At 67.6% G+C, this 25,451-nt stretch carries 31 protein-coding genes; 17 read left to right on the top strand and 14 right to left on the bottom strand.

From position 1 onward, the window contains the following. Positions 1–26 precede the first annotated feature (26 nt). On the bottom strand, positions 27–623 hold the full coding sequence (locus tag AC07O0_RS15050; protein WP_494624422.1) for a TetR/AcrR family transcriptional regulator: 597 nt from the start codon (positions 621–623) through the stop codon (positions 27–29). Between the two features lie 154 nt (positions 624–777). Then, complete coding sequence (locus AC07O0_RS15045) at positions 778–2,256, bottom strand: cobyric acid synthase (protein WP_494624420.1); 1,479 nt, start codon at positions 2,254–2,256, stop codon at positions 778–780. 260 nt (positions 2,257–2,516) lie between these two features. On the opposite strand from AC07O0_RS15045, the gene AC07O0_RS15040 reads away from it, so the two are divergent. Further along, complete coding sequence (locus tag AC07O0_RS15040; protein ID WP_494624418.1) at positions 2,517–3,668, top strand: aminotransferase; 1,152 nt, start codon at positions 2,517–2,519, stop codon at positions 3,666–3,668. Here AC07O0_RS15040 and AC07O0_RS15035 read toward each other — a convergent pair whose 3' ends face one another. From AC07O0_RS15035 to hisF, 7 genes are all read right to left on the bottom strand, one after another. After that, a complete protein-coding gene (locus AC07O0_RS15035; protein ID WP_494624416.1) occupies positions 3,669–5,057 on the bottom strand; it encodes a hypothetical protein in 1,389 nt (462 codons plus the stop codon). Between the two features lie 143 nt (positions 5,058–5,200). Continuing rightward, positions 5,201–5,551, bottom strand: a complete 351-nt coding sequence (locus AC07O0_RS15030) for a RidA family protein (RefSeq protein WP_494624414.1) — start codon at positions 5,549–5,551, stop codon at positions 5,201–5,203. Between the two features lie 61 nt (positions 5,552–5,612). Beyond that, positions 5,613–6,062 (bottom strand): YqaA family protein, encoded by a 450-nt coding sequence (locus AC07O0_RS15025; RefSeq protein ID WP_494624412.1) that lies wholly within the window; start codon positions 6,060–6,062, stop codon positions 5,613–5,615. Then, positions 6,062–6,589, bottom strand: coding sequence for a DUF1697 domain-containing protein (locus tag AC07O0_RS15020; protein ID WP_494624410.1), 528 nt, complete (start codon positions 6,587–6,589; stop codon positions 6,062–6,064). Before AC07O0_RS15020 ends, AC07O0_RS15025 begins: the two co-directional genes overlap by 1 nt. 31 nt (positions 6,590–6,620) lie before the next feature. Beyond that, positions 6,621–7,595: a type I pantothenate kinase gene (gene coaA / locus AC07O0_RS15015; protein ID WP_494624408.1), complete on the bottom strand. Its 975-nt coding sequence runs from the start codon at positions 7,593–7,595 to the stop codon at positions 6,621–6,623. A 50-nt stretch (positions 7,596–7,645) separates the two neighbouring features. Then, a complete protein-coding gene (locus AC07O0_RS15010; protein ID WP_494624406.1) occupies positions 7,646–7,966 on the bottom strand; it encodes a phosphoribosyl-ATP diphosphatase in 321 nt (106 codons plus the stop codon). Positions 7,967–7,969: 3 nt separating this feature from the next. Further along, positions 7,970–8,734, bottom strand: coding sequence for an imidazole glycerol phosphate synthase subunit HisF (hisF, locus tag AC07O0_RS15005; protein ID WP_057189329.1), 765 nt, complete (start codon positions 8,732–8,734; stop codon positions 7,970–7,972). 153 nt (positions 8,735–8,887) lie between these two features. Between hisF and AC07O0_RS15000 the strand changes: the two genes are divergently transcribed. Continuing rightward, positions 8,888–9,685 carry a transporter substrate-binding domain-containing protein gene (locus AC07O0_RS15000; RefSeq protein ID WP_494624403.1) on the top strand — a complete coding sequence of 266 codons (798 nt, stop codon included), beginning with the start codon at positions 8,888–8,890 and terminating at the stop codon, positions 9,683–9,685. 4 nt (positions 9,686–9,689) lie between these two features. Here AC07O0_RS15000 and hisA read toward each other — a convergent pair whose 3' ends face one another. From hisA to hisB, 4 genes are read right to left on the bottom strand one after another with little or no spacing between them, the layout of a single operon-like run. Further along, positions 9,690–10,436, bottom strand: coding sequence for a 1-(5-phosphoribosyl)-5-[(5-phosphoribosylamino)methylideneamino]imidazole-4-carboxamide isomerase (hisA, locus tag AC07O0_RS14995; protein ID WP_494624401.1), 747 nt, complete (start codon positions 10,434–10,436; stop codon positions 9,690–9,692). Then, entirely contained in the window at positions 10,424–11,080 is a 657-nt protein-coding gene (hisH, locus tag AC07O0_RS14990) for an imidazole glycerol phosphate synthase subunit HisH (protein ID WP_494624399.1), read from the bottom strand. Before hisH ends, hisA begins: the two co-directional genes overlap by 13 nt. Further along, positions 11,077–11,562, bottom strand: coding sequence for a DUF2628 domain-containing protein (locus AC07O0_RS14985; protein ID WP_494624397.1), 486 nt, complete (start codon positions 11,560–11,562; stop codon positions 11,077–11,079). Before AC07O0_RS14985 ends, hisH begins: the two co-directional genes overlap by 4 nt. Before the next feature lie 12 nt (positions 11,563–11,574). Then, positions 11,575–12,162 carry an imidazoleglycerol-phosphate dehydratase HisB gene (gene hisB / locus AC07O0_RS14980; protein WP_494624395.1) on the bottom strand — a complete coding sequence of 196 codons (588 nt, stop codon included), beginning with the start codon at positions 12,160–12,162 and terminating at the stop codon, positions 11,575–11,577. 183 nt (positions 12,163–12,345) lie between these two features. Here hisB and AC07O0_RS14975 point away from each other — a divergent pair, with 183 nt between their 5' ends. Continuing rightward, positions 12,346–13,116 carry an isocitrate lyase/PEP mutase family protein gene (locus tag AC07O0_RS14975; protein ID WP_494624393.1) on the top strand — a complete coding sequence of 257 codons (771 nt, stop codon included), beginning with the start codon at positions 12,346–12,348 and terminating at the stop codon, positions 13,114–13,116. On the opposite strand, the gene AC07O0_RS14970 is transcribed toward AC07O0_RS14975, so the two are convergent. Beyond that, positions 13,030–13,557, bottom strand: coding sequence for a hypothetical protein (locus AC07O0_RS14970; RefSeq protein WP_494624391.1), 528 nt, complete (start codon positions 13,555–13,557; stop codon positions 13,030–13,032). The genes AC07O0_RS14975 and AC07O0_RS14970 overlap by 87 nt on opposite strands. A gap of 42 nt (positions 13,558–13,599) precedes the next feature. On the opposite strand from AC07O0_RS14970, the gene hslV reads away from it, so the two are divergent. From hslV to AC07O0_RS14900, 14 genes are all read left to right on the top strand, one after another. Continuing rightward, positions 13,600–14,169, top strand: a complete 570-nt coding sequence (gene hslV, locus AC07O0_RS14965) for an ATP-dependent protease subunit HslV (protein ID WP_494624389.1) — start codon at positions 13,600–13,602, stop codon at positions 14,167–14,169. Next, positions 14,166–14,666, top strand: a complete 501-nt coding sequence (locus AC07O0_RS14960; protein WP_494624387.1) for a GNAT family N-acetyltransferase — start codon at positions 14,166–14,168, stop codon at positions 14,664–14,666. Before hslV ends, AC07O0_RS14960 begins: the two co-directional genes overlap by 4 nt. Continuing rightward, positions 14,666–15,973: an ATP-dependent protease ATPase subunit HslU gene (hslU, locus tag AC07O0_RS14955; protein WP_494624385.1), complete on the top strand. Its 1,308-nt coding sequence runs from the start codon at positions 14,666–14,668 to the stop codon at positions 15,971–15,973. The genes AC07O0_RS14960 and hslU overlap by 1 nt, the downstream gene beginning before the upstream one ends. 66 nt (positions 15,974–16,039) lie before the next feature. Continuing rightward, the gene (locus AC07O0_RS14950; protein WP_494624383.1) at positions 16,040–16,294 is read left to right on the top strand and encodes a ribbon-helix-helix domain-containing protein; all 255 of its coding nucleotides are present in this window, start codon (positions 16,040–16,042) and stop codon (positions 16,292–16,294) included. Between the two features lie 6 nt (positions 16,295–16,300). Further along, on the top strand, positions 16,301–16,615 hold the full coding sequence (locus tag AC07O0_RS14945; protein WP_494624381.1) for a type II toxin-antitoxin system RelE/ParE family toxin: 315 nt from the start codon (positions 16,301–16,303) through the stop codon (positions 16,613–16,615). Further along, positions 16,612–18,228: a murein biosynthesis integral membrane protein MurJ gene (murJ, locus tag AC07O0_RS14940; protein ID WP_494624379.1), complete on the top strand. Its 1,617-nt coding sequence runs from the start codon at positions 16,612–16,614 to the stop codon at positions 18,226–18,228. Before AC07O0_RS14945 ends, murJ begins: the two co-directional genes overlap by 4 nt. 52 nt (positions 18,229–18,280) lie before the next feature. Further along, positions 18,281–19,342 (top strand): tryptophan--tRNA ligase, encoded by a 1,062-nt coding sequence (trpS, locus tag AC07O0_RS14935; RefSeq protein WP_494624377.1) that lies wholly within the window; start codon positions 18,281–18,283, stop codon positions 19,340–19,342. 84 nt (positions 19,343–19,426) lie between these two features. Beyond that, positions 19,427–19,921, top strand: coding sequence for a universal stress protein (locus tag AC07O0_RS14930; RefSeq protein ID WP_454028890.1), 495 nt, complete (start codon positions 19,427–19,429; stop codon positions 19,919–19,921). 92 nt (positions 19,922–20,013) lie between these two features. Next, positions 20,014–20,580 (top strand): NifU family protein, encoded by a 567-nt coding sequence (locus AC07O0_RS14925; protein ID WP_494624375.1) that lies wholly within the window; start codon positions 20,014–20,016, stop codon positions 20,578–20,580. A 35-nt stretch (positions 20,581–20,615) separates the two neighbouring features. Beyond that, a complete protein-coding gene (tsaB, locus tag AC07O0_RS14920; protein WP_494624373.1) occupies positions 20,616–21,299 on the top strand; it encodes a tRNA (adenosine(37)-N6)-threonylcarbamoyltransferase complex dimerization subunit type 1 TsaB in 684 nt (227 codons plus the stop codon). 6 nt (positions 21,300–21,305) lie between these two features. Next, positions 21,306–21,803, top strand: a complete 498-nt coding sequence (locus AC07O0_RS14915) for a GNAT family N-acetyltransferase (protein ID WP_494624371.1) — start codon at positions 21,306–21,308, stop codon at positions 21,801–21,803. A gap of 87 nt (positions 21,804–21,890) precedes the next feature. Further along, the gene (locus AC07O0_RS14910; RefSeq protein WP_494624369.1) at positions 21,891–22,688 is read left to right on the top strand and encodes a lysophospholipid acyltransferase family protein; all 798 of its coding nucleotides are present in this window, start codon (positions 21,891–21,893) and stop codon (positions 22,686–22,688) included. Between the two features lie 126 nt (positions 22,689–22,814). Then, positions 22,815–24,170, top strand: coding sequence for a tRNA (N6-isopentenyl adenosine(37)-C2)-methylthiotransferase MiaB (gene miaB / locus AC07O0_RS14905; protein ID WP_494624367.1), 1,356 nt, complete (start codon positions 22,815–22,817; stop codon positions 24,168–24,170). An 88-nt stretch (positions 24,171–24,258) separates the two neighbouring features. Further along, entirely contained in the window at positions 24,259–25,416 is a 1,158-nt protein-coding gene (locus tag AC07O0_RS14900) for a PhoH family protein (RefSeq protein WP_454028884.1), read from the top strand. Positions 25,417–25,451 lie beyond the last annotated feature (35 nt).

Raw genomic sequence — 25,451 nt, 5'->3', positions numbered from 1 at the left:
TTGTCAACGCGGCTGAAAGCGCATGCTCAGGCCGCGGGGCGGCTTGCACCCAATCCTGAGAGGATGAAATCGATCATCTCATCGATGCTCGGACCCGGCAATTCGGCACACTGGCCGAGCAGGAGCGGGTGACAGAAGCGCAGCATGGCCATGCGCACGCAATGGGTCGCCGTGATCGGATCGCGAGCAGTGAATTCGCCCTTGGCGATGCCGTCGGCGACGACGGCGCGCAGGATCGCATCATAGCGCTCGATATGGCCGCGGATGACGTCCCAGCTTTCCTCCATGGCGCAGGCGACCATCTCGTGCAGGCGGTGATTGTCGAGATAGCGGGCCGCATTGATGCGGCAGGTCGCGGCGAGAATGTCGCGAAGACGCTCGGCAGCCGGGCGCTTCTCGGCGGCGATGGCGGCGACCGTCGCCTCGAGCTCGGTCATCGATCGCTCGGCGACGGCCTCGTTGATCGCCTTCTTGGAGTCGAAGAAACGATAGACATTCGCCGGGCTCATGCGCAGCGACTTGGCGATATCGGCGACAGTGGTCTTCTGGTAGCCGATCTGGCGGAAGAACCGCTCGGCGACGTCGACGATCTCGTGCCGTGTATCGCGCTCTATTGTGCTCATGCCAGGGCAACTTCCCGGTCTGACAACTTGTTCCCATAGGCCGTCTGCGGACGCAATCGTTGAGTATGACGAATTTCGTCAGTCGTCAACAAATTGATCGGCAAAGCTTTATTTGTATCCTCCTGACAGTTTTTCGCCAAAAGGCTCTCCAATGTCAGGGCCGCGAGCGCGCCAGTTCGAGCAGCGCCGCGGTATCGAGATGGCGCTCCAGATGCTCAGCCAGCCGGTCAAGGGTTGCCTCGATCGCCGGCTCGTAAGCCTCTCCAGCCGCCATCGCGCCCCCGGCGAGGTCTTCGAGCCAGGCGCGGCGCAACGGGTCAGAGGTGAGCACGCCGTGGAGATAGGTCCCGACGACGCGGCCATCAGCGCTACGCGCGCCTTCGAGCTGGCCGTCGACGCGGAACGGCGCGCGCGCCCGGTCAGGTCCTTCACTGACGCCGAGATGGATCTCATAGGCGCGGCCGGCCGTGCCGCTACCGGGATGTTCGACCGCCACCTCCCGCACCGTCTTGTCCGGTGTGAGCTCGGTCTCGATGTCGAGCAGGCCAAGGCCGGGAGCCGCGCCGGCAGGCCCCTCCAGGCCGAGCGGATCACGCACGCTCCTGCCGAGCATCTGGTAGCCGCCGCAGAGGCCGAGCACATGGCCGCCACGACGATGATGGGCGAGGATGTCGATGTCCCAGCCTTCCTCCCGCAGCTTCGCGAGATCGCGCAGCGTCGTCTTCGAGCCCGGCAGGATCACCATCGCGGCATCGCCCGGCAGGGGCGTGCCGGGGCCGACGAAGGCGAGCTCGACACCGGGCTCGAGCTTCAACGGGTCGAGATCGTCGAAATTGGCGATGCCGGGCAGGACCGGGACGACGATCTTCAGCGCGCCCTCGCGCACCGGCAGGCCTCGCATCAGATCGAGCCCATCCTCGGCCGGCAGGCGCGCGGCCTCGGCGAACCAGGGCACGACGCCGAGGCTCGGCCAGCCCGTCGCCCGGGTGATCGTGTCGAGCGCCGGCGTGAACAGGCCGACATCGCCGCGGAAGCGATTGATGGCGAAGCCTCGGATCATCGCCCGGTCGTCGGCGTCGAGCACTGCGTGCGTACCGACGAGGCTGGCGATGACGCCGCCGCGGTCGATATCGCCGACCAGCACGGCCGGGACGCCTGCCGCACGCGCGAAGCCGAGATTGGCGATGTCGCGGGCACGCAGATTGGTCTCGGCCGGCGAGCCCGCTCCCTCGACCAGGATGAGATCGGCCCCCTCACTCAGCCGTTCGAAGCTCTCCAGCACCTTGGGCAGGAAATCGCCGCGACGGCTGAAATCGCCGGAGGAGAGATGACCGGCGACGCGGCCCTGCAGGATGATCTGGCTGCCGCGCTCGCTTTCGGGCTTGAGCAGGACCGGGTTCATATCGACTTGCGGAGCGACCCGCGCGGCACGCGCCTGTAGCGCCTGAGCCCGGCCGATCTCGCCTTGTGCGGTGGCGGCGGCGTTGTTCGACATGTTCTGCGGCTTGAACGGGCGAACCTTCAGCCCGCGATCGGCGAAGAGGCGACAGAGGCCGGCGACGAGCAGCGACTTGCCGACATTGGAGCCGGTGCCGAGCACCATCAAGGCGGGGGTTTGGCGGTAGGAGCGCATGGGCCCTGCCTAGCTCGCTTCCAGCCCCAGAAAAAGCTCACCGATCCACGCCAGCGTCCCACGGCTCCAAAGGGGCGAAGAAACCGTGGAAGTGCTGTCGTGAACCGGCTGAGGGATAGAGAATACTGACTGCTGACGAATGTCAATATTCATCACTCCGCATAATCTGCCGCTTTTTCGGGGCGATGCACACCGGCGTTGCGCGTGCTATGGCGACCTCCAAGCCTTCCCGCCCGCCTTTCCGAGCGAAGCCAGCCGCGATGAATCCGATCTTCTCCGCCCTTCCGACGACCATCTTCGAAACCATGTCGCGGCTCGCGCGCGAGCACCAGGCCGTCAATCTCGGCCAGGGCTTTCCCGACGATCCCGGCCCGGAGGATGTGCGCCGCAAGGCGGCCGAGGCCGTGGTCGACGGCTGGAACCAGTATCCGCCGATGATGGGCCTGCCGGAGCTGCGCCAGGCGACGGCGACGCATTTCCGCCATTGGCAGGGCCTCGCGCTCGATCCGGAGGCCGAGGTGATGGTGACCTCGGGCGCGACCGAGGCGATCGCCGGGGCGCTGATGGCGATCGTCTCGCCCGGCGACGAGGTCGTGCTGTTCGAGCCGATGTATGACGCCTACCTGCCGCTGGTGCGCCGCGCCGGGGGCATTCCCAGATTCGTGACGCTGACCCCGCCCGAATTCGGGCTCAGCGAGGAAGCGCTGGCGAAAGCCTTCTCGCCGAAGACCAAGGCGGTGCTGTTCAACAACCCGCTCAACCCGACCGCGACCAATTTCAGCGAGGCCGATCTCGATCTGCTGGCTTCGTTCTGCGTCCGGCACGACGCAATCGCGATCTGCGACGACGTCTGGGAGCATGTCGTCTTCGACGGGCACCGCCACAAGCCACTGATGAGCCGTCCCGGCATGCGCGAGCGCACGGTCAAGATCTCCTCGGCCGGCAAGATCTTCTCGCTGACCGGCTGGAAGGTGGGTCTGGTGATGGCGGCGCCGGAGCTGATGCGCGTGCTGGCCAAGGCGCACCAGTACATCACCTTCACCACGCCGCCGAACCTGCAGGCGGCGGTCGCCTACGGCCTCGGCAAGGACGACGCCTATTTCGAGGGGATGCGGGCCGATTTCCAGCGCTCGCGCGACCGCTTTGCCAACGGCCTCAGCGGTCTCGGCTTCAGCGTGCTGCCGAGCGCCGGGACGTATTTCCTCAATGTCGACATCGGCCCGCTCGGCGAGGCGGACGACGTCGCCTTCTGCCAGCGGCTGGTCGCCGAGCACGGCGTCGCCGCCATTCCCGTCAGCGCCTTCTATGCCGAGGGCGCGGTGCGCAATGTCGTGCGCTTCTGCTTCGCCAAGCACGATGCGACACTGGATAAGGCACTGGTGCGGCTCGCCGCGCTGCGCGCCAGGGCCTGATCAGCCCTTCCGCAACGTCTCGACCAGCGCGGCCGCCTGGAGCAGCTTCGGCTCGCGTCGCTTGGCCTCGGCCGGCAGGCCCAGGCCGCGCAGCGTCTCGATCGCCATGACGAGTTCGGTGGTCGCCTTCTCGGCCTCGGCGCGTTCGCGGGTACGGTCAGCCAGCTCCAGCCGCGCCTCCGCCCGGTTTGCGGCGCTCTCGGCCCAGAGCGAGGGCACGATCTCGCGGCGCCGGACCTCGAGCGCCGCATCGAAGGCGGCGATCGCCTCTTCGAGCACGACCGGCTCGCGATAATAGGTGGCGAGGCCGACGAGCGCGGCGCCGATACGGTCCTGGACCTCGGCCCATTCGAGCGGAACGCTGTCGCGCGGCCGGTCGTCGAGCACCAGCTTGAAGCAGTTCACGGCCGCTTCGAAGGCGGACACCCCGCTGGCGCGCAGGCCGAGCGCGACATGCGCCTTGCCGAGCTCCCATTGCAGCCGCGCCCATTCGCGCGGCATGTCGGCCCGCGTCAGACCCGAGAGCCCGGCGCGGAAGGCTGCGACGCCGTCGTCGAGCAGGCCGGCATCGTCCTCGATCTCGCCGAGACGGGCCAGCGCCTCGCCGAGACGGGTCTGGAGCGCGGCCCAGAGGCGCGGCGCCTTGGCACGGGTCAGATCCTCCAGGGTCGTGCGGTAGATCTCGACGACCTGGCGGAGCAGGGCGCCGCCGCCCTCGTAATGCGACAGGCCGGTGAGCGAACGCGCCAGCCTGAGCTGCGTCTCGGCCCAGGGCACGGTCTGGTCGAAATTGTCGAGCTTGCCGAGCATGCCGCGCAGCTGGCCGATCGAAGCGACGAAAGCCGCCTTGTCGGAAAAATCGGCGCCGCGCCGGGCCAGCGCATCGGCCTGCATCCACGAATAGGTAAGCCCGCTGCCGGGCTCGGCCGAGTCGGCGATCAATGCGGCCTCGGCATAGCGCTCGGAGGCGTCGTGATAGGCTTGCGGATTGAGATGGAGCATCGCCACCGCGCCACGATCGGCGCGGCCGGCGGCAGCGGCGAGCAAACGATCGCGTGACAGCGCATCGGACGCGGCCGCGCCATCGAGATTGCGCTGCTCGGCTTGTGCGAGCAGCCGGTCGGCCTCGGCTAGCCGGCCATCAGCCAGCGCCTGGACCGCCTGAACCTGCAGCCGGTCCCGCTCCGGATCGGCTCCAGACGGCTTGGCCAGCCGGGCCTGCAGGCTGCGGAAATCACCGGCCCTGCGCGCCAGATTGTGCTCGATGCGAGTAAAATCTGGCCTGCCGGAAGCCTCGCCCATCGAAGCGAGCACGCCCAGCAGCAGCGCGCGGGGAACGCCCTCGCGCTGCGAGACCCTGGCCAGGATGGTGGCGAGTTCCGGATTCACGTTTCCCGCCACCCTAGATCACGATGAACTTGGATCGATGCGATCCAAGTTCACAAAACGTGATCGATTCTAAGAGTTTAAAGCAGGATTCCAGCGAAAAACCGGTTCCCACTTTTTCGCATCCTGCTCTAGTGCGACAGCGGTCAGACCGCAGCGATGACCGCGATCTCGACGGTGTATTGCGGGCCGGCGAGCCTGGCTTCGACGGTGGCGCGGCCCGGGGTGTTGCCAGCCGAGACCCAACCGTCCCAGACAGCGTTCATCTCGGCAAAGGTCGACATGTCCGAGAGCCAGATGTTGACCATCAGCAGCTTCGACTTGTCGGTGCCCGCCTCGGCGAGGAGGCCGTCGATGATCGAGAGGATGTCCTTGGTCTGCTCGCCGACGCTCTTGCCAGCCGCCTTATCGGCGACCTGACCGGCGAGATAGACCGTGTTGCCATGCACGACGGCCTTGGACATGCGCGGGCCGGGGGCGATGCGCTTGATGCTCATGATCTGGTCTCCATCAGAATGGGCCTCGCTGGTAGCCCGAGACCGGAATCCGCGCAAATGCTTATGCAGCGACCGCCCAACCCGCCCAGAGCAAGGCATAGCGTGCCGCCTTGCCGATGAATACGAGCACAACGAAGCGCAACAGCGGATAGTTCAGCGATCCCGCGACGAAGGTCAGCGGATCGCCGCCGATCGGCAGCCAGGCGAAAAGCAGCGAAGGCCAGCCGAACCGGGCGAACCAGCCCTGCGCCTTGGCGAACCGAACAGGGTCGGGCCGCAGCCGCGCCGGCAGCCGCTCGACGCCTCCGGTCGCGATCAGCCGGCCGAGCCACCAGTTGACGACTGAGCCGGCGGTGTTCGCGAGCGAGGCGACGACGAAGAGGAGCGTCGGATCGACTGATTTCGCCACCAGCAGGCCGACGAAGACGGCCTCCGACTGGGCCGGCAGCAGCGTCGCGGCGACGAAGGCCGCGCCCGCCATCAGGCCGAGGGCGGAAAGATCGGGGGGCATCAGTCCAGCATCGCGGCGAGCGCCTTGACGGTATTGGCGTTGCGCAGCGTGCCAATGCCGAGTTTTTTGGTCGTCAGATGCGAGAGCAGCTTCGTCTCCTCGGGCTTGCCGCCGAAATCGATCCACAGATCGCCGTCGGCAAGAGCGAGCACGATGCCGGGCGCGGCGATCCCGCGCAGCATGGACAGAGCGTCCGGGCCGAGTGGCTTTCGCATGACGCGGATGCCGATATCGGCGCCTTTCCCGTCCGGGAAGGGATTTTGGGCGGCAAGCCGCCGCCAAGCCTCCCCCGTACGCAGGATGATGTCGACATGCTTGCCGAAACGGGCGCGGAAGGCTGCCTCCAGCCGGTCCTCGATCGCCGCAAGCGGCCCTTCGTCCGCCTCGAAGACCAGATTGCCGGTGGCGACCCAGGTGCGCGGATCGCCAAAGCCGAGCTCCGCCGCCATCGCCTTCAGATCCGCCATCACGACGCGTTTGCCGAGGCCGAGCACGATCGAGTGCAGGAGAGCGACATAGGTCGTCATCGCGGTTTCAGTCGGCGGCTTAAGGCCCGCGCTATAGCCGCCTCAGCGCGACCTGCTGGATGCGGTGGCTGGCGCCCTTGGTCAGGATCAGGCTGGCGCGCTGGCGGGTCGGCACGATGTTCTCGCGCAGATTGGGCAGGTTGATGCCAGTCCAGAGCCTCTCGGCGATCGAGAGCGCCTCTTCTTCGCCGATCTCGGCATATTTGCGGAAGAAGGAGCGCGGATCGCGGAAGGCGGTCTGGCGCAGCGTCATGAAGCGGTTGACATACCAGCGATGCAGGTCGTTCTCATCGGCGTCGAGATAGACCGAAAAGTCGAAGAAATCCGAGACGAAGGGGATGATCGTGCCGTCCCGGGGCAAGCGGCTCGCCTGCAGCACGTTCAAGCCTTCGAGGATCAGTATGTCCGGCCGCTCGACCGTGACCTGCTCGCCAGGGACGACGTCGTAGACCAGGTGCGAATAGACGGGGGCGCTGACGGCGCGCTTGCCAGCCTTCACATCGGAGAGGAAGCGCAGGATCGCGGCGCTGTCATAGCTCTCCGGGAAGCCCTTGCGCTGCATCAGGCCGCGCCGCTCGAGTTCGGCGTTCGGCAGGAGGAAGCCGTCGGTGGTGACGAGCTCGACCTTGGGCGTGTTCGGCCAGCGCGAGAGCAGGGCCTGGAGCACGCGCGCCGTCGTCGACTTCCCGACCGCGACCGAGCCGGCAACACCGATGACATAGGGGACCTTGACCTCGGCCTCGGCGATCAGGAAGCGCTGTGTCGCCTTGAACAGCCCCTGCGTCGCCGCGACGTAGAGCGAGAGCAGACGCGAGAGTGGCAGGTAGATCGCGACGATCTCGTCGAGCGAGATCGGGTCGTTGATCGATTGCAGCCTGGTGAGGTCGTCGACCGAGAGCGTCAGTGGCGTATCGGCGCGCAGATGCGCCCACTCGTCGCGCGAGAAGGTGCGATAGGGCGAGACCAGGTCGGGGGCGGATTGCGCCGCGATCGGACGCTGGTCCATGATGCCCCCCGTCTTCCAGGCTTCGAGGTTCAACGCGACTGCCTCGACTTCTAGCGGGGCCGCGCCGCCTTCTCGGCCAGGCCGGAGCGCGCGGTACGGGCCTCAAGCTGGCTCAAGACGTCCCGCAATGCAACATCGCGGGCCTTGAGCACGACCAAAAGATGATAAAGCAGATCGGCGCTCTCGGCGATCAGCTCGTCGCGATCGCCCTTCACGGCAGCGATCACGGCCTCGACCGCCTCCTCGCCGAGCTTCTTGGCGGCGCGCTCGGGACCGGCGGCGAGGAGCTTGGCCGTCCAGGATTCCTCCGGCGGGGCGGACGCGCGCTCGGCGACGATCCGTTCGAGATCGGCGAGGGTGAAGGCGGTCATCGCTCAATCCAGCCGCATCGCCAGCCCGGCGGCGGCCATGTGCGCCTTGGCCTGCGGGATGCTGTAGGTGCCGAAATGGAAGATCGAGGCGGCGAGCACGGCCGAGGCATGGCCGTCGCGCACGCCGGCGACGAGATCGTCGAGATCGCCGACGCCGCCCGAGGCGATCACCGGCACCGAAACCGCATCGGCGATACGCTGGGTCAGGCCGATATCGTAACCCGACTTGGTGCCATCGCGGTCCATCGAGGTCACCAGCAATTCGCCGGCGCCGAGCGAGACGACCTCGCGGGCGAAGGCGATGGCGTCGAGCCCGGTGGCGTTGCGCCCGCCATGGGTGAAGATCTCCCAGCGGCCGGGCGTGACCTGCTTGGCGTCGATGGCGACGACGATGCACTGGTCGCCGAACTTTTCCGCCGCTTCCTTGACGAAGGGGCGATTGGTCACGGCCGCAGTGTTGATCGCGACCTTGTCGGCTCCGGCCAGCAGCAAAGCGCGGATATCCTCGACCTTGCGCACGCCGCCGCCGACGGTCAGCGGCATGAAGCAGGCCTCGGCCGTACGGGTGACGACGTCGAGCAGGGTGCCCCGCGCCTCATGGCTCGCGGTGATGTCGAGGAAGCAGAGCTCGTCGGCCCCAGCGGCATCATAGGCCTTGGCGGCCTCGACGGGATCGCCGGCATCGACGAGATCGACGAACTTCACGCCCTTGACGACGCGGCCGTCCTTGACGTCGAGGCACGGGATGATGCGGGTCTTCAGGGTCATCGGCGGGCCTGCCCGGAGCGGAACGACAAAGCGATCGGCGCATATAGCGCCGCTGCTGCACTGCACGCAAACGCGGCACGCATCGGCCAGATTGATCGCCGGAACGATCCCTGCTCTCTTGCGCGCCACAAGCAAAAAGCGAGGGGGATTCCCATGACGGTCACAGCATCCTTCAAGGGCCTGAAGCTGGCGGTTCTGAGCGCCGCTGCGGGCTTCAGCCTCACCACCGCCACGCTGGCGCAGGCCCCGGCCAGCCAGCTCGAGACGATCCAGAGCCGCGGCGCGCTGCAGGTCTGCACCACCGGCGACTACAAGCCGTTCACGCTGGCCAAGGACGGCAGCTTCGAGGGCATCGACATCGAGCTGGCGAAATCGCTGGCGAAGGCCATCGGCGTCGAGGCCAAGTTCGTGCAGACGAAATGGTCCGAGCTGATGAACGATTTCACCGGCGGCAAATGCGACATCGCCATGGGCGGCATCTCGGTGACGCTCGACCGGCAGAAGCGCGCCTTCTTCTCCGCGCCCTATCTGATCAACGGCAAGGCGCCGATCGCGCGCTGCGCCGACAAGGCGAAGTTCCAGACCGTCGCCGATATCGACAAGCCGGAGACCCGCGTCATCGTCAATCCGGGCGGCACCAATGAGCGCTTCGTGCGCGCCAACTTCAAGCAGGCCAAGGTCGAGGTCTATCCCGACAACGTCACGATCTTCGACCAGATCCTGGCGGGCAAGGCCGACATCATGATCGCCGAATCGATCGAGACCAAGGTTCAGGAGAAGAGCAAGCCGGGTCTGTGCGCAATCAACCCGGACGAGCCGCTGCAATATGGCGAGATGGGCTATCTGCTGCCGCGCGGCGACGTCGTCTTCAAGGCCTTCGTCGACCAGTGGCTGCATCTCGCCAAGGCGACCGGCGAGTTCGCCACGGTCTACAATCAGTTCGTGCGCTGATCCGTCAGGCCGGCGGCGCGGCCGCGAGCCGCGTCAGCGCGGCCGCCGGGTCGATCCGGCCGTCATAGAGGGCGCGGCCGGTGATCGCGCCTTCGAGGATCGCGGCGTCGGTTGCGCAGAGGCGCTCGATGTCGGCCATGGAGGCAAGCCCGCCCGAGGCGATCACCGGAATCGTCAGCGCGTGCGCCAGCGCGATCGTGCCGTCCCAGTTGATGCCCTGAAGCATGCCGTCGCGGGCGATGTCGGTGTAGACGATCGCGGCGACGCCGGCGTCCTCGAAGCGGCGGCCGAGATCGTCAGCCGCCAGCGCCGAGGTCTCGGCCCAGCCTTCCACCGCCACGAAGCCGTCGCGCGCGTCGATGCCGACCGCGACCTTGCCCGGAAAGGCTTTTGCCGCCTCGCGCACGAAGCCGGGATCGCGCACCGCGGCGGTGCCGATGATGACGCGGGCGACGCCCTTTTCGAGCCAACCCTCGACCGTCTTCATGTCCCGGATGCCGCCGCCAAGCTGCACCGGGAAGTGGACACGCTGCAGGATCGCCTCGACGGCGGCCGCATTCATCGGCTTGCCGGCGAAGGCGCCGTCGAGATCGACCACGTGCAGCCACTGGAAGCCCTGCGCCTCGAAAGTCGCGGCCTGGGCGGCGGGATCGTCGTTGAAGATCGTCGCCTGGTCCATGTCGCCCTGTTTCAGGCGAACGCAGCGGCCTTCCTTGAGGTCGATGGCGGGGAAGAGGATCACGGCGCCCACCTCAGGAAATTGCCGATCAGCTTGAGGCCGAGCTTCTGGCTCTTCTCGGGGTGGAACTGCGTGCCGGCGATGTTGCCCTGCGCGACGATCGCGGTGACCGGGCCGCCATAATCGGTCAGCGCCAGCACCTCCTCAGGCTTTGCGGCCGTCAGCGCGTAGGAGTGGACGAAATAGGCGTGCCAGCCGGAGGGACCGGTCTCGATGCCGGCGAGCAGCGGGTGCTCGTCCTGCGGGTGCAGCGTGTTCCAGCCCATATGCGGGATCTTCAGCGCATCGTCCTGCGGACGGATCAGCGCGACATCGCCGGCGATCCAGCCGAGGCCCGGGGTAGTCACGTATTCGAGACCGCGGCTCGCCATCAGCTGCATGCCGACGCAGATGCCGAGGAAGGGCCGGCCCTTGCCGCGGACGGTCTCCTCCAGCGCCTCGACCATGCCGGGGACGGCGTCGAGCCCCCGCCGGCAATCGGCGAAGGCGCCGACGCCGGGCAGCACGATGCGGTCGGCGGCACGGACCTCAGCTGGGTCGCTGGTGACACGGACGGAAGCAAGGATGCCGGCCTCAGTGGCGGCGCGCTCGAAGGCCTTGGCGGCCGAGTGCAGATTGCCAGAGCCGTAATCGACGATGGTGACGGTCTGAGTCATCGTCCGTTCGCCTCGGGGAAGAGGCCGATCACCGGCGCAGAGCTCGGCGCGAAGCGGGCGGGAACCGGCGCCGTCTCGATCACCCGCGGCGGCGCGCCGGCCGGCAGGGCCCGCTCGAAGAAGCGGCGCTCGGCGCTGGAGAGGTCCGGCGCCTCGACCACGTCGACCAGTCGCCAGCCCTTCCGCAGCAGCTTGCGCGCGATCAAGTTCTGGCCTTCGAAGCCGAGGAAGATCGCAAGGGCAGTATGCGACAGCATCACCGCGAAAAAGGAGAAACCGATCTGGCGCTGCAGATAGATCAGCCCGCCCCAGACCAGCGCATAGAGGATGAAGGCGAGCCAGAGCCGCTGGAAGAGCAACCAGAGGCCGCCGAAGATCAGGGCCGAAAAGGTGAAGCTCTCGGGCAGGAGCCGGGCCTGCTCGACCTCCTCGCGCAGGCCGCCGGGACCCGGCGGCGGGATCAGAGCCTGATAGAACGCCATGGCAGCGATCCCTTACAAAGCGCCCTTGGTCGAAGGCACGCGGCCGCCCTCGCGCGGATCGACCTCGATCGCCCCGCGCAGCGCCCGCGCCAAGCCCTTGAAGCAGCTCTCGGCGATATGGTGGGCATTGTCGCCATAGAGCGTCTCGACATGCAGGGTCAGCCCGGCATTGATGGCGAAGGCCTGGAAGAACTCGCGCACCAGCTCGGTGTCGAAGGTCCCGATCTTCTCGGCCTTGAACTGCGTCCGGAAGACCAGGAACGGCCGGCCGGAGACGTCGACCGCAACGCGGGTCAACGTCTCGTCCATCGGCAGGTGGACGTCGGCATAGCGGCGGATGCCCTTCTTGTCGCCAAGCGCCTGCTTCAGGGCCTCGCCGAGCGCGATGCCGGCATCCTCGACCGAGTGATGGTCGTCGATATGGGTGTCGCCCTTCACCTTGACCGTGGTGTCGATCAGCGAATGGCGGGCGAAGAGATCGAGCATATGGTCGAAGAAGCCGACTCCGGTCGAAATCTCGGCCTTGCCCGTGCCGTCGAGCATGAGCTTGACCGCGATGTCGGTCTCGTTGGTGCGGCGCTTCACTTCGCCCGAACGCATGCTGACCTCTGTAACGCCTGAAAACCGAGCCCGCTTTAGCAGGCGACCGGCCGGAAGGCCATGGCGATCGAGGCGGCCGAGCTCGGCTGGTCTGCCGCGTCGTCCCAGCACCGGGCGCGTCTGCTGACAGGAGGCGACAGGCAGGTCCGCTACCAGCGGCGCGGCTAGGTGAGGAGAGGGTCGATGACACAGGCTGACAAGGCAGGCCAGTTCGCCGCACTTCACGTCAAAGGCCGACCGCTCGTCCTCTACAATATCTGGGATGCCGGTAGCGCCCGCTCCGCCGCCAAGGCCGGCAGCAAGGCGATCGCCACCGGAAGCTGGTCGGTGGCTGCGGCCCATGGCTTCGACGACGGCGAGGCGATCCCGCTCGACTTCATCGAGACAATCGTCGGCCGTATCGCGTCCGCCGTCGCGTTGCCGCTGACCGTCGATTTCGAAGGCGGCTATGCGAAAGAGCCGGATGGCGTCGCGAAGAATGCCGCGCGGATCATTGCGGCAGGCGCAGTCGGCCTGAACTTCGAAGACCAGATCGTCGGGACAGGCGCGCTCTATCCGATCGCGGACCAGATGCAGCGGATCAAGGCGATCCGGAACGCAGCCGACAGCCTCGGCATCCCCGTGTTCATCAACGCCAGGACGGATCTTTTCCTGCTGGAGGCCGACAAGACGCGCCACCCCGGCCTCGTCGACGCGGCGATCGAGCGGGCGCAGGCCTATCAGCAGGCGGGCTGCAGCGGCTTCTTCATTCCCGGATTGCTCGACGAGAGCGGCATCGCGGCGGTCTGTGATGCGCTGACGCTTCCGGTGAACGTGATGATGATGGGCGGCGCGCCCGATCGCGAGACCCTGATCCGGCTTGGCGTCTCACGGATCAGCTACGGCCCCGGCCCCTATCTGGCCGCACAGGCCCGTTTCGTCGAGCAGTGTGCCGTCAGCCTGGCCGGCGCCTGACGACGGCGGCCCGAAGCGCGCCAAAAAAGCCCGCGCCCGCGGCAAGGCATCATGCAGGAACTGGCCGGGCTCGCGCAGCCAGAGGCCATCATAAGTCTTGGATTTCGCCTCGCTGACCAAGACATCCTGCGGCAAGGGCACCAGCGTTCCGTCCCAGCCCGGCCACCAGAGCCGGCCCTTGGCCCAGTGATGGGCGATGAGCGCCTCCTCGCAGCGATAACCGTGAAAATCGAAGGCCGTCTCGCCATTGGTGACGAAGACGTGGTTGCCGGTGAAGCCCGCGTTCGGCCGGATCCAGACGGCGTGGAAACCCTGCTCCGGATAGGCTTCCAGAAAGGCGTAGGCGAGGATGTGGCAGGCGCCGCAGGCGAAGAAGACCCGTTCGGACAGATTCCAGCGTTTCACCGGGTCGCTCTTGATACCGGGCTTCAGCCTGAACATGTTGGCGGTTCCCGTTGACCGTTTGCCCGAGACCGAATCGCAATGTCAGAGACTAGCAATGCCCCGGTGATGCACGCGACCACCATCCTGATGGTGCGCAAAGGCGGCCGGGTCGTGATCGGCGGCGACGGCCAGGTCTCGCTCGGCCCGACGATCATGAAGGGCAATGCCAAGAAGGTGCGCCGCCTCGCCAAGGGCGCGGTGATCGCGGGCTTCGCCGGCGCGACCGCCGACGCCTTCACCTTGTTCGAGCGGCTGGAGGCCAAGCTGGAGCAGTTCCCGACGCAATTGCTGCGCGCCTGCGTCGAGCTCGCCAAGGACTGGCGCACCGATCGCTATCTGCGCCGGCTCGAAGCGATGCTGCTGGTCGCCGACAAGGAGGTCTCGCTGCTGATCTCCGGCACCGGCGACGTGCTCGAGCCGGAGCCCTCCGAGCACGGCTCGGTGATGGCGATCGGCTCCGGCGGCAACTACGCACTCGCGGCGGCCCGCGCCCTGGTCGATGGCGAGGCCGATGCCGAGACGATCGTGCGCAAGGCGATGAAGATCGCCGGCGACATCTGCGTCTACACCAATCACTCGCTCATAATCGAAAGCCTGGAGACCGCATGAATTTCGTCGCCGACGGCTATGCCTTCGCCCCCGCGACGCCCGACGATTTCCCGATGCTGGCGCGCTGGCTCGAGCAGGACCATGTCCGGCGCTGGTGGGGCGATCCCGACGAGGAGCTCGCCGAGATCGCGCGCATCTTCGGCGACCCCAGCATGGAAGCGCTGATCGTCAGCCATGACGGGCGGCCCTTCGCCCATCAGCAGAGCTGGGATCCCGCGCTCTGGCCGGACTATCCGCTACAGGACCAGCCGGCCGGCACGCGTGGCATCGACCAGTTCATCGGCGAGGCCGACATGCTCGGCCAGGGCCATGGCACGCGCTTCATCGGCGCCTTCACCCGGCACCTGCTCGCCCAGGGCGCGCCGCGGGTGGTGATTGATCCCGATCCGGAGAATCTCGCCGCGATCCGCGCCTATGAGAAGGCCGGCTTCACGGCCCTAGACGTTCGCGAGACCGGCGACGGCCCCGCGCTGATCATGATCCAGGAACTTGTTTGATGACGTCGTTTTCCCCCCGCGAGATCGTCTCCGAGCTCGACCGTTTCATCGTCGGCCAGAAGGATGCCAAGCGCGCCGTCGCGATCGCGCTGCGCAACCGCTGGCGCCGGCAGCAGCTGGAAGGGCCGCTGCGCGAGGAGGTCGCGCCCAAGAACATCCTGATGATCGGGCCGACCGGCTGCGGCAAGACCGAGATCGCCCGCCGCCTCGCCAAGCTGGCCAACGCGCCCTTCCTCAAGGTCGAAGCGACCAAGTTCACCGAGGTCGGCTATGTCGGCCGCGACGTCGAATCGATCGTGCGCGACCTGGTCGAGGTCGCGATCGGCCTGGTGCGCGAGAGCCGGCGCAAGGATGTCGAGGCCAAGGCGCATGTCGCGGCGGAGGAGCGCGTGCTCGACGCCCTTGTCGGGCCGACGGCCAGCCCGACCACGCGCGACTCCTTCCGCCGCAAGCTGCGCAACAACGAGCTCGACGACAAGGAGATCGAGGTCGAAATCGCCTCGGCGGCCTCTGGCGCACCGATGTTCGAGGTGCCCGGCATGCCCGGCGCCTCGATCGGCGCGATCAACCTCTCCGACATGCTCGGCAAGGCCTTCGGCCAGCGCGGCAAGCCCAAGCGCGTGCTGGTCAAGGACGCCTACGCGCCGCTGCTCGCCGAGGAGAGCGACAAGCTGATCGACCAGGACGCGATCGTCCAGGCGGCGATCCGCGAGGTCGAGAACAACGGCATCGTCTTCCTCGACGAAATCGACAAGATCTGCGCCCGCGAGGGCCGTGGCGGCGCCGATGTCTCGCGCGAGGGCGTGCAGCGCGACCTGCTGCCGCTGATCGAGGGCACTACGGTCGCGACCAAGCACGGGCCGGTGAAGAGCGACCACATCCTGTTCATCGCGTCCGGCGCCTTCCATGTCTCGAAGCCGTCTGATCTGCTGCCGGAATTGCAAGGACGCCTGCCGATCCGGGTCGAGCTCTCGCCGCTCGACGTCGAGGACTTCAAGCGCATCCTGACCGAAACCGAAGCCAGCCTGATCAAGCAGTCGGTGGCGATGCTGGCGACCGAAGAGGTGGCGATCGAGTTCACACCGGACGCGGTCGCGGCGATCGCGCGCATCGCGGTCGAGGTCAATTCGAGCGTCGAGAACATTGGCGCGCGCCGGCTGCAGACCGTGATCGAACGCATCCTCGACGAGATCTCGTTCACCGCGACCGATCGCGGCGGCGAGAGCGTGACGATCGACGCCGCTTATGTCGAAGCGCGCATCGGCGATCTCGCGCGGAACACCGACCTCAGCCGGTTCATTCTGTAGGGCGCAAGACAGCGCGGCTGGCACCAGTCTTCATTCTTGTGCATATTGAAGACAAGGAGCGAGCCAATGCCGCGCACGACTACCATGACCGTCCGGATCAGCGGCCCGTTGAGCGACTTCGTCGCGGAGAACGTCGGCCCGGACGGCGACTATGAGAATGTCAGCGAATATGTCCGCAACCTGATCCGTCGTGATAAGGAACGCACGGAGCAGGCCGCTTTCGAGCGGCTGAAGGCCGAACTGCAGCAGGCCTTCGCCGCGCCCGATTCCGCCTATCGACCGCTCACAGCCGCCGAGGTGATCGCGCGCAACCAGGGCTAACGGCCCATGGCCGCCTTTCGCATCCAGGAAGCGACCTCACACCGCCTAGACGAAATCTACCGCCACACGCGCGATCGCTGGGGCGAAGACCAGGCGCGGCGCTATATCGAGGGGCTGTTCGAGACATTCGACCGCATCGATACGCATGCCGCGATGTCGCGTCCGGTTCCGGCCGAGTTCGGCGTCGACGGCTTCATGGTGCGTTATGAGAGTCACGTCATCTATTGGCGTCGGCTGGCGAATGGCGACATCGGCATCGTCACGGTCCTGCATCAGCGGATGCACCAGATCGATCGGCTGCGCGAGGATCTCGGGCTGTGACCGAGAAACCGGTCATAGACGGCAAATCACCGCAGCCGTCCTCCCGCCTCGCCCGCGATTCCCTCGTCGTCGGCGCGGCAACGGTCCTGTCGCGCCTGCTCGGCTTCGCCCGCGACGTGCTGATCGCCCGCCTGCTCGGCGCAGGGCCGGTGGCTGACGCCTTCCTCGCCGCGCTGAGGCTGCCAAATCTGGTCAGGCGCGTGCTCGGCGAGGGCGGACTGAACGCGCCTTTCGTGCCGCTCTATCTCGCGATCAAGACCGAGCGCGGCGAGGCCGACGCAAAACGCTTCGCCGGGGCGGCGGCGAGCCAGCTCGGCTTGCTGCTAATCGGCTTCGTCGTCCTGGCAGAGATTTTTGCGCCCTGGGTCGTGCTCGGACTGGCCGGCGGCTTCGCCGAGGAACCGCAGACCTTGGCACTCGCCGCCTTCTACACGCGTCTGATGCTGCCCTTCGTGCTGCTGACCACGCTCGCCGCCTTGCTCGCGGCGCTGCTCAACGCCGAGAGGCGCTTCACCGTGGCGGCGCTGGCGCCTGCCCTGATGAACGCGATCCTGCTCGCAGCCCTGCTGGTCGCGCTGTTCCATGGCGGCGAAAGCCATGCCAGCGCGACGTTGCTGGCTGCTTGCCTCAGCCTGACCGGCCTCGCCCATCTCGCGATGATCCTTTGGCGCCTGCATGGCATTGGCCTGCCGCGCCCGAGCCTGCGCTGGTCGCCCGACATGACGCGGCTGGTCCGGACAGGCGGGGCGACCTTGCTCGCCGCCTCGGCCGCGCAGCTCGTCCTGCTGATCTCGACGCAGATCGCCTCGACCGAGCCAGGCTCGGTCTCGGCGCTGTACTATGCCGACCGCGTCTTCCAGCTGCCGCTCTCCTTTTTCGGCGTCGCCATGGGCACGGTGGTGCTCTCGGCCATGGCGGGCGAGATATCGCAGGCGGATCACGACGCCTTGCTCGGCCGGGCACTGGCGCTCGGCCTGGCGCTGGCGATCCCGGCCACTGCGGCACTGTTCGTACTGGCGGAGCCGATCGTCTCGGTGCTGTTCGAGAACGGGCAGTTCAACGCGGCCGATCGCGTGCGTACCGCTGGCGCGTTGGCGGCCTTCGCCTGCGGCCTGCCCTTCGCCCTCGCCGCCAAGGTCTTCGGGCAGGTCTATTTCGTGCGCCGGCTGCCGCGTCTGCCGCTGATAGCCGGCCTCGCCGCGGTCGCCGTCGCGGCACTCGCCGGCTATGCCCTGCTCGGCTGGCGCGACGCGGCGATGATCGGCGCTCTGGCGGCGAGTCTCGCCTTCATCGTCCAGGCGGGGCTCCTCGCGACCAATCTCCTGCGAACCGGGCTGTGGCGGCCGCGCTGGGCGGATGTCAAACTCGTCCTCGCCATCCTCTCCGCCGCCGCGCTCATGGTGCTGGCGCTGAATGCCTTGATCGGACTGTTCCTTCCTGCGCTGGACCCCGGCGAGCCGGCCTTGCGGCGCGCCTGCGCGCTGATGCTCCTGTGCTGCGCTGGCGCTGCGATTTACGCTCTCGCCGGCTTCCTGCTCGGCGCCTTCGACGTGGTCCTGCCGCCGCGGCTCTTGCGCCTTCGCGGCGCTTCCGTCAGAACGCCGCGTTCCTGAGCGGATCGACCCCCGACTCAAGACTTTTTTCGCCCTGACGACGGAGCGCCCCATGGCCGCTTTCTCTCCCCGCGTCTTCTCCGGCATGCAGCCGACCTCGACGCTCCATCTCGGCAATTATCTCGGCGCGCTGGTGAACTGGGTCGCGATGCAGAAGACCCATGACTGCATCTATTGCGTCGTCGACATGCACGCGATCACGCAGGGGCTCGAGGTCTGGGGCGGCCCGGCCGAGCTGACCCGCGCGACGCGCGAGGTCGCGGCTGCCTATATCGCCGCCGGCGTCGACCCCAAGAAGAGCATCATCTTCAACCAGAGCCAGGTTTCCGGCCATGCCGAGCTCGCCTGGGTGTTCAACACGATCGCGCGCCTCGGCTGGCTCAACCGCATGACCCAGTTCAAGGAGAAGGCCGGGAAGGACCGCGAGAACGCCTCGGTCGGGCTCTATGACTACCCCGTGCTGATGGCCGCCGACATCCTGCTCTACAAGGCGACGCATGTCCCGGTCGGCGAGGACCAGAAGCAGCATCTCGAGCTGACCCGCGACATCGCCCAGAAGTTCAACAACGACTTCGCCGAGCGTATCGCCGAGCTTAACCTCGGCACCGGCGATCTCGGCTACTTCCCGCTGCCCGAGCCGATGATCCAGGGCCCGGCGCCGCGGGTGATGAGCCTGCGCGACGGCACCAAGAAGATGTCGAAATCGGACCCATCCGATTATTCGCGCATCAACCTGACCGATGATGCCGACATGATCGCGCAGAAGATCCGCAAAGCGAAGACCGACCCGGAGGCGCTGCCCTCCGAGGAGAAGGGGCTGGAGGGCCGGCCTGAAGCGGAGAACCTGGTCGGGATCTATGCCGGCCTCTCCGGCGAGAGCAAGGCGCAGGTGCTCGGCCAGTTCGGCGGCAGCCAGTTCTCCGGCTTCAAGGCGGCGCTGGTCGAGCTCGCGGTCGGCAAGCTCGCGCCGATCGCCGGCGAGATGCGCCGTCTCCTGGCCGATCCCAGCCATATCGACGGCATCCTCAGCGACGGCGCCGACCGCGCCGCCGCCATCGCCGCGCCGATCATGCTCGACGTCAAGGACATCACCGGCTTCGTGCGCCGGCGCTGATCCGGCAAGTACCGCGAGGGAGGCTTGCGCTGACCTTGCGGCGCCTGTCACCATGACACGTCCTCGAAGCGGCGAGAGGCAGCAATGGTCAAGAGACGGCGGTCCTACGAGACGGGCCATCGCCCGAAATTCCTCGCTGTCGTCGACGACAGCCCGGAATGCGCCAAGGCGGTGCGCTTCGCGGCGCGCCGCTGTGCCCGTCTGGGCGCATCGATCGTTCTGCTCGGTGTGATCACGCCGCCGCCGGACGAGACCTGGCTCGGTGTCGGCGACATGGTGCAGGCCGACGCCGAGGCGGAAGCCGAGGAGCTGATCGACGCGGCCGCGGCCGCCGTGCGCTCGCTCGCCGGGCTCGAACCCGAAAAGGTCGTGCGCACCGGCATCAAGGCCGACGAGATGGTCAAGCTGATCGAGGCCGACGAGGACATCTCGCTGCTGGTGCTCGCCGCCGGCACCGGCCGTGACGGGCCCGGGCCGCTGGTCAGCGCCCTCGCCGGCAAGGGGGCCGGCAGCTTCCCGATCCCGGTTGCGATCGTGCCCGGCCATCTCGCCGACGAGGAAATCGACGCATTGGCCTGAGCTGAGGTCGCAACTGCTGGAATCATTCCAGCGTCCGGCCTATATCGGGAACAGGAACGGCGGCCTTGACCCGCCGGCGCCGGAGACAAGACATGTTCATCCAGACCGAAGCCACGCCCAACCCCGCCACGTTGAAGTTCCTGCCCGGCCGCAGCGTCTCGCCGGAAGGGCCGATTGAACTGCGCGACCCGGCACTTGCCGAACGCTCGCCGCTCGCCACGCGCCTGTTCGGCGTCAAGGGCGTCTCCGCCGTGTTCTTCGGCTCGGACTTCATCACCGTGACCAAGGCCGAGGGCGAATGGCCGCATCTCAAGCCCGCCATCCTCGGCGCGATCATGGAACATTACATGTCGGGCGCGCCGCTGATGAGCGCCGGCGCCCCGATCGACGCGCTCGCCGAGAGCGAGGATGAGTTCTTCGCCGACGAAGACGCCGAGACCGTCGAGACGATCAAGGAACTGCTCGAGACCCGCATCCGCCCGGCGGTCGCCGGCGATGGCGGCGACATCACCTTCCGCGGTTACAGGGACGGCACCGTCTACCTCGTCATGAAGGGTTCCTGCTCGGGCTGCCCGTCCTCGACCGCGACGCTGAAGCACGGCATCCAGAATCTGCTGCGCCATTTCCTGCCGCAAGTGCGCGAGGTCGAGGCGGTTTGATCGCCGTCCGTATCGCAGACCGGACCTAAGCCCTGATGCGCATCCTCGCGATAGATACCGCGCTCGGAGCCTGCTCGGCCTGTGTGCTCGACACCAGTGATCCCGTTCCGGTCGCGATCGAGCAGACCGCGATGGAGCGCGGCCATGCCGAAGCGCTGATGCCGATGATCGAGCGCGTGATGGCCAAGACCGAAGGTGGCTTTTCCTCGCTCGACCGCGTCGCCGTGACCATCGGCCCCGGCAGCTATACCGGCCTGCGCGTCGGCATCAGCGCGGCGCGGGCGATCGCGTTCGCCGCCGGCATTCCCGCAATCGGCGTCTCGACGCTGGCCGCCAGCGCCGCGCCCTTCATCGGCCGCGAGGGTGGACGCGTCGTCGCAGCCGCGGTCGACGCCAAGCACGGTCAGGTCTGGTTCCAGGCCTTGAACGCGCAGGGCAAGCAGCTCGTCTCGGTCCGCCAGGTCAACCATCGTGACGCCGCCCGCGCCATCGGCGCCGGCCCGGTCTCGCTGGTCGGCTCGGCCGCGCTTGCCGTCGCCAACGAGGCCTGGGCCATCGGCCTCGACGCGCTCGTCGTCGACGACGCGAAGGCGCCCGACGTGACCTGGGTGGCGCGGCTCGGCCTGATCGCCGACCCCGAGAGCGCACCGCCGCGCCCGCTCTATCTCAAGGCGCCGGAAACGACGCCGCAGGATCGCGCCCGGCTGCCGCGGCGCTAGCAGGCAATGAACTGGTTCCAATCCCTGTTCAGGCGCCGGCCAGCGACAGGCCGCACCGGTCTGCTCGATGTCCGCCATGCCAGGCAGGTCGCGGCCCTGCATCACCAGGGCGGCTTCGCGCGGCTCTGGGAGCCCGGCGAATGCGCCGCGCTGCTCGCCGACCCGTCGATCGTTGCGGACGGCGTGTTCATCGGCAGCGCTGGCGAGCCCTGCGGCTTCGTGATGTCGCGCATAGCCGTCGACGAGGCGGAGATTCTCAGCATCGTCGTTGCTGGCGGCAAGCGCCGGTCCGGGCTCGGACAGACACTGCTCACAACCCATCTGGCGCAGCTGGCCGCTCGCGGCGTAGCGCGGCTCTTCCTCGAGGTCGAGGAGGGCAATGCGCCGGCGATCGGCCTCTACCATCGGCTCGGCTTCGAGACCGTCGGGCGGCGCGAGGGCTATTATCCGAAGCCGGACGGCAGCCGCGTCGCGGCGCTGGTGATGCGGCGCGATCTCGGTTGAGCCAGGCGAAGTAGACGCCCGCGGAAAGCCCCACTATAGCCGGGGCCGCAGAAGCGGGGCGCCAGCGCAGAGAATGAACGGCTCAGCATGAAAGGCCTCCGTCCCGGCGCCATGGCGCGGCTCGCGCTGCTCGTCCTCGGCACACTCATCCTGATCCCGCCGCAGCTCGTGGCGATGCGCTTCGGTCGGCCTTTCTACTTCACTCGCCTGTTCCAGAAGCTGGGCTGCCGCTGCTTTGGCGTGCGCATCACCACGCGCGGCGCGGCTCCGCCGGTCGGACAGGGCGGGCTGATCATCGCCAATCACACCTCCTGGCTCGACATCCCCGTCATCGGCACGACCGGGCCGCTCTCCTTCGTCGCCAAGGCGGAGGTCGCGACCTGGCCGGTGATCGGCTGGCTCTCGACGCTGCAGCGCACCGTCTTCATCGACCGGATGCGCCGCGGCGCCACCGCGGGTGTCGCCAGCGAGATGGGCAAGCGGCTGCAGGACGGGCAATCGGTGGTGCTGTTCGCCGAAGGCACGACAGGCGACGGCACGCGCGTCCTGCCGCTCCGTTCCTCGCTGCTCGGAGCCGCTCACGAAGCCGTGCGCGGGGCGGACGAGGCCGAGACAACTGTCTACCCGCTCTGCATCACCTATACCGGCTTCCACGGCCTGCGCGGCGGCCGCGTCGAACGCTCGGCGCTATCCTGGTATGGCGACACCGAACTCGCGCCGCATTTGCAGGCGATGATCAATGCCGGTGCGATCGATGTCGAGCTCGCCTGGGGCGAGCCGATCCGGATGGGCCGCAAGCTCTCGCGCAAGGAAGCGACACGCCTCGCCGAGATCGCGATCCGGCGGGCGCGGCAGGAGGCCGTCACGGGTCGGTCACGCGCCTGAGTCAGATTCGCATCGGCTGCGGACTGTTGCGGCCCGGATATTGCGTGGCGAGTGTCGGCGGCGATATGATTCCCATGCTCGGGGCGATTGGGATAAGGAGACGCGGTTGAGGCCGGATCAGCGTTGATGAAGAAAGTCCACATCAAGTCCTATGGCTGCCAGATGAACGTCTATGACGGCCAGCGCATGGCCGACGTCCTTGGCCAGCAGGGCTATGTCGAGACTGCGACGCCCGATGACGCCGACCTCGTTCTGCTGAATACCTGCCATATCCGCGAGCGGGCGGCGCACAAGGTCTATACCGAGCTCGGCAAGCTGCGTGATCTGAAGCGCGAGCGCAAAGCGCAGGGTCGCGAGACCACGCTCGTCGTCGCCGGCTGCGTCGCGCAGGCGGAAGGCGCCGAGATCCAGCGGCGCCAGCCAGCCGTCGACCTCGTCATCGGCCCGCAGACCTATCACCGCCTGCCGGAATTGCTGGCGCAGGCGAAGAGCCGCCGTGTCGTCGACACGGAACTCCCGCCCGAGGACAAGTTCGGCCACCTGCCGGCGCCGAAGCCGGCGGCGATCCTCGCCCGCGGCGTCTCGGCCTTCGTCACCGTGCAGGAAGGCTGCGACAAGTTCTGCGCCTTCTGCGTCGTGCCCTATACCCGCGGCGCTGAGTTCTCGCGGCCGGTCGCACAGGTAATCGCCGAGGTCGAACGGCTGGCGGAAGCGGGCGTGCAGGACGTCTCGCTGCTCGGCCAGAACGTCAACGCCTATCATGGCGAGGGGCCGGGTGGCGGCATCTGGACCCTGGCGCGATTGATGCACCGGATCGCGCAGGTGCCGGGCATCGCCCGCATCCGCTATACGACCAGCCATCCGCGCGACATGGACGACGAACTGATCGCCGCCCATCGCGACCTGCCGCAGGTGATGCCGTTCCTGCACCTGCCGGTCCAGGCTGGCTCGGACCGGATCCTTGCTGCGATGAACCGCAAGCACACTGGCGACGACTATCGCCGGGTGATCGACAGGATTCGCGAAGCGCGGCCCGACATCGCCCTCTCATCGGACTTTATCGTCGGCTTCCCCGGCGAGAGTGACGCCGATTTCGAGGAGACGCTGCGGCTGATCACCGATGTGCGCTTCGCCTCGGCCTATTCGTTCAAATACTCGCCGCGCCCGGGTACGCCGGCGGCGGAGCTTTCCGAGCAGATCCCGCTCGCCGTGATGGACGAGCGTCTCCACCGGTTGCAGGCCCTTGTCGAGGGCCACAGGCAGGAGTTCAACCACGCCATGGTCGGGCGCACGGTCGAGGTGCTGCTCGAGCGCAGCGGCCGCCATCCTGGCCAGCTCGCCGGCAAGACGCCCTATATGCAGGCGGTCCAGATCGAGAGCGCGACGCACCGGATCGGCGACCGCGTCATGGTCCTGATCGAGCGCGCCGGATCGAATTCGCTGTTCGGCCGTGCGGTGGAGCGGCCGGGTCTGGCTGCCTGAGAAGGTTCGAGTGCGTAGCGTGCGATGGCGTCGGCGTTGCGGTGAAGGTTTCTGACTGCGCCTGTCCGACTCATTCCCAATGGAGACAATGGCATTGGCCCAGGCCGATCAATTCAATCCGAGAGCCGAGCGCGGCGCACGCCGCGACGAGCCGCTGACGCGCGAGGGCCTGCCCGGCGCCGAAGTCGAGCTCACCTTCGACAACAACCAGACCGCCGGCCTGGTCTTCGGTCATTACGATCAGAACCTGGCGCATCTGGAGCGCCGCCTCGGCGTCGTCGTCGCCCCGAACGGCAATCACGTCACCATCAAGGGGCCACGCGAGACCGCCGAGCAGGCGAGCCGCGTGCTGCGCACGCTCTACGCCCGCGCCAAGACCGGCGCCGCCGTCAATCTCGGCGAGGTCGACGGCGCGATCGAGGAGAGCAATGTGCAGCGCTCGCTCTTTCCTGCCGACAATGCCGGCAAGGCCGCCTTCGATGCGGTGGTGACACGCAAGCGCGGCCCGGTCAGGGCGCGCAATGCGGCGCAGGACGCCTATCTCCGCCAGCTCAAGCGTCATGAGCTCGTCCTCGCCGAGGGCCCGGCCGGCACCGGCAAGACCTGGCTCGCGGTCGGCCACGCCGTCTCGCTGATCGAGCAGGGTGTGGTCGAGCGCATGGTGCTGTCGCGCCCGGCCGTCGAGGCCGGCGAGCGCCTCGGCTTCCTGCCCGGCGACATGCGCGAAAAGGTCGATCCCTATCTGCGGCCGATCTACGACGCGCTCAACGACTTCATGGAGGCGCGCCATGTCGAGCGCGCGCTCCAAACCGGCATGATCGAGATCGCGCCGCTCGCCTTCATGCGCGGGCGCACGCTGAGCAATGCCGTGGTCCTGCTCGACGAGGCGCAGAACGCCACCTCGGTGCAGATGAAGATGTTCCTCACCCGCCTGGGCGAGGGCTCGCGCATGATCATCACCGGCGATCCCTCGCAGGTCGACCTGCCACCAGGCCAGCGCTCCGGTCTGGTCGAGGCGGTCAGGCTGCTCTCGGGTGTCGAGGGCGTCGGCCATGCCCGCTTCGAGGAGGGCGACGTCGTCCGCCACGCGCTCGTGCGCCGCATCGTCATGGCCTATGAGGATGCCTCCCGGAAGGAACGCGACGAGCGCGAGGCGCGGCTCGCCGCCCTGCCGGCGCCGGATGCGCCCGTCGAGGGCGATGCCGACGGGCTGAAGCGCATGCTGTCGCGGGAGCGGCCGCGATGACCGACCGACCTCGTTCGCGGCGCACAGCGCCGCGA

The sequence above is a fragment of the Allobosea sp. GW821-FHT10B12 genome (assembly GCF_059415545.1).
This window is presented reverse-complemented; position numbering and strand designations above follow the sequence as displayed.

What these genes read in the sequence shown, in the direction of transcription:
- AC07O0_RS15050 (WP_494624422.1), bottom strand. Translation starts at nt 623, where the DNA reads ATGAGCACAATAGAGCGCGATACACGGCACGAGATCGTCGACGTCGCC.
- AC07O0_RS15045 (WP_494624420.1), bottom strand. Translation starts at nt 2,256, where the DNA reads ATGCGCTCCTACCGCCAAACCCCCGCCTTGATGGTGCTCGGCACCGGC.
- AC07O0_RS15040 (WP_494624418.1), top strand. Translation starts at nt 2,517, where the DNA reads ATGAATCCGATCTTCTCCGCCCTTCCGACGACCATCTTCGAAACCATG.
- AC07O0_RS15030 (WP_494624414.1), bottom strand. Translation starts at nt 5,551, where the DNA reads ATGAGCATCAAGCGCATCGCCCCCGGCCCGCGCATGTCCAAGGCCGTC.
- AC07O0_RS15025 (WP_494624412.1), bottom strand. Translation starts at nt 6,062, where the DNA reads ATGCCCCCCGATCTTTCCGCCCTCGGCCTGATGGCGGGCGCGGCCTTC.
- AC07O0_RS15020 (WP_494624410.1), bottom strand. Translation starts at nt 6,589, where the DNA reads ATGACGACCTATGTCGCTCTCCTGCACTCGATCGTGCTCGGCCTCGGC.
- coaA (WP_494624408.1), bottom strand. Translation starts at nt 7,595, where the DNA reads ATGGACCAGCGTCCGATCGCGGCGCAATCCGCCCCCGACCTGGTCTCG.
- AC07O0_RS15010 (WP_494624406.1), bottom strand. Translation starts at nt 7,966, where the DNA reads ATGACCGCCTTCACCCTCGCCGATCTCGAACGGATCGTCGCCGAGCGC.
- hisF (WP_057189329.1), bottom strand. Translation starts at nt 8,734, where the DNA reads ATGACCCTGAAGACCCGCATCATCCCGTGCCTCGACGTCAAGGACGGC.
- AC07O0_RS15000 (WP_494624403.1), top strand. Translation starts at nt 8,888, where the DNA reads ATGACGGTCACAGCATCCTTCAAGGGCCTGAAGCTGGCGGTTCTGAGC.
- hisH (WP_494624399.1), bottom strand. Translation starts at nt 11,080, where the DNA reads ATGACTCAGACCGTCACCATCGTCGATTACGGCTCTGGCAATCTGCAC.
- AC07O0_RS14985 (WP_494624397.1), bottom strand. Translation starts at nt 11,562, where the DNA reads ATGGCGTTCTATCAGGCTCTGATCCCGCCGCCGGGTCCCGGCGGCCTG.
- hisB (WP_494624395.1), bottom strand. Translation starts at nt 12,162, where the DNA reads ATGCGTTCGGGCGAAGTGAAGCGCCGCACCAACGAGACCGACATCGCG.
- AC07O0_RS14975 (WP_494624393.1), top strand. Translation starts at nt 12,346, where the DNA reads ATGACACAGGCTGACAAGGCAGGCCAGTTCGCCGCACTTCACGTCAAA.
- AC07O0_RS14970 (WP_494624391.1), bottom strand. Translation starts at nt 13,557, where the DNA reads ATGTTCAGGCTGAAGCCCGGTATCAAGAGCGACCCGGTGAAACGCTGG.
- hslV (WP_494624389.1), top strand. Translation starts at nt 13,600, where the DNA reads ATGTCAGAGACTAGCAATGCCCCGGTGATGCACGCGACCACCATCCTG.
- AC07O0_RS14960 (WP_494624387.1), top strand. Translation starts at nt 14,166, where the DNA reads ATGAATTTCGTCGCCGACGGCTATGCCTTCGCCCCCGCGACGCCCGAC.
- hslU (WP_494624385.1), top strand. Translation starts at nt 14,666, where the DNA reads ATGACGTCGTTTTCCCCCCGCGAGATCGTCTCCGAGCTCGACCGTTTC.
- AC07O0_RS14950 (WP_494624383.1), top strand. Translation starts at nt 16,040, where the DNA reads ATGCCGCGCACGACTACCATGACCGTCCGGATCAGCGGCCCGTTGAGC.
- AC07O0_RS14945 (WP_494624381.1), top strand. Translation starts at nt 16,301, where the DNA reads ATGGCCGCCTTTCGCATCCAGGAAGCGACCTCACACCGCCTAGACGAA.
- trpS (WP_494624377.1), top strand. Translation starts at nt 18,281, where the DNA reads ATGGCCGCTTTCTCTCCCCGCGTCTTCTCCGGCATGCAGCCGACCTCG.
- AC07O0_RS14930 (WP_454028890.1), top strand. Translation starts at nt 19,427, where the DNA reads ATGGTCAAGAGACGGCGGTCCTACGAGACGGGCCATCGCCCGAAATTC.
- AC07O0_RS14925 (WP_494624375.1), top strand. Translation starts at nt 20,014, where the DNA reads ATGTTCATCCAGACCGAAGCCACGCCCAACCCCGCCACGTTGAAGTTC.
- tsaB (WP_494624373.1), top strand. Translation starts at nt 20,616, where the DNA reads ATGCGCATCCTCGCGATAGATACCGCGCTCGGAGCCTGCTCGGCCTGT.
- AC07O0_RS14915 (WP_494624371.1), top strand. Translation starts at nt 21,306, where the DNA reads ATGAACTGGTTCCAATCCCTGTTCAGGCGCCGGCCAGCGACAGGCCGC.
- AC07O0_RS14910 (WP_494624369.1), top strand. Translation starts at nt 21,891, where the DNA reads ATGAAAGGCCTCCGTCCCGGCGCCATGGCGCGGCTCGCGCTGCTCGTC.
- miaB (WP_494624367.1), top strand. Translation starts at nt 22,815, where the DNA reads ATGAAGAAAGTCCACATCAAGTCCTATGGCTGCCAGATGAACGTCTAT.
- AC07O0_RS14900 (WP_454028884.1), top strand. Translation starts at nt 24,259, where the DNA reads ATGGCATTGGCCCAGGCCGATCAATTCAATCCGAGAGCCGAGCGCGGC.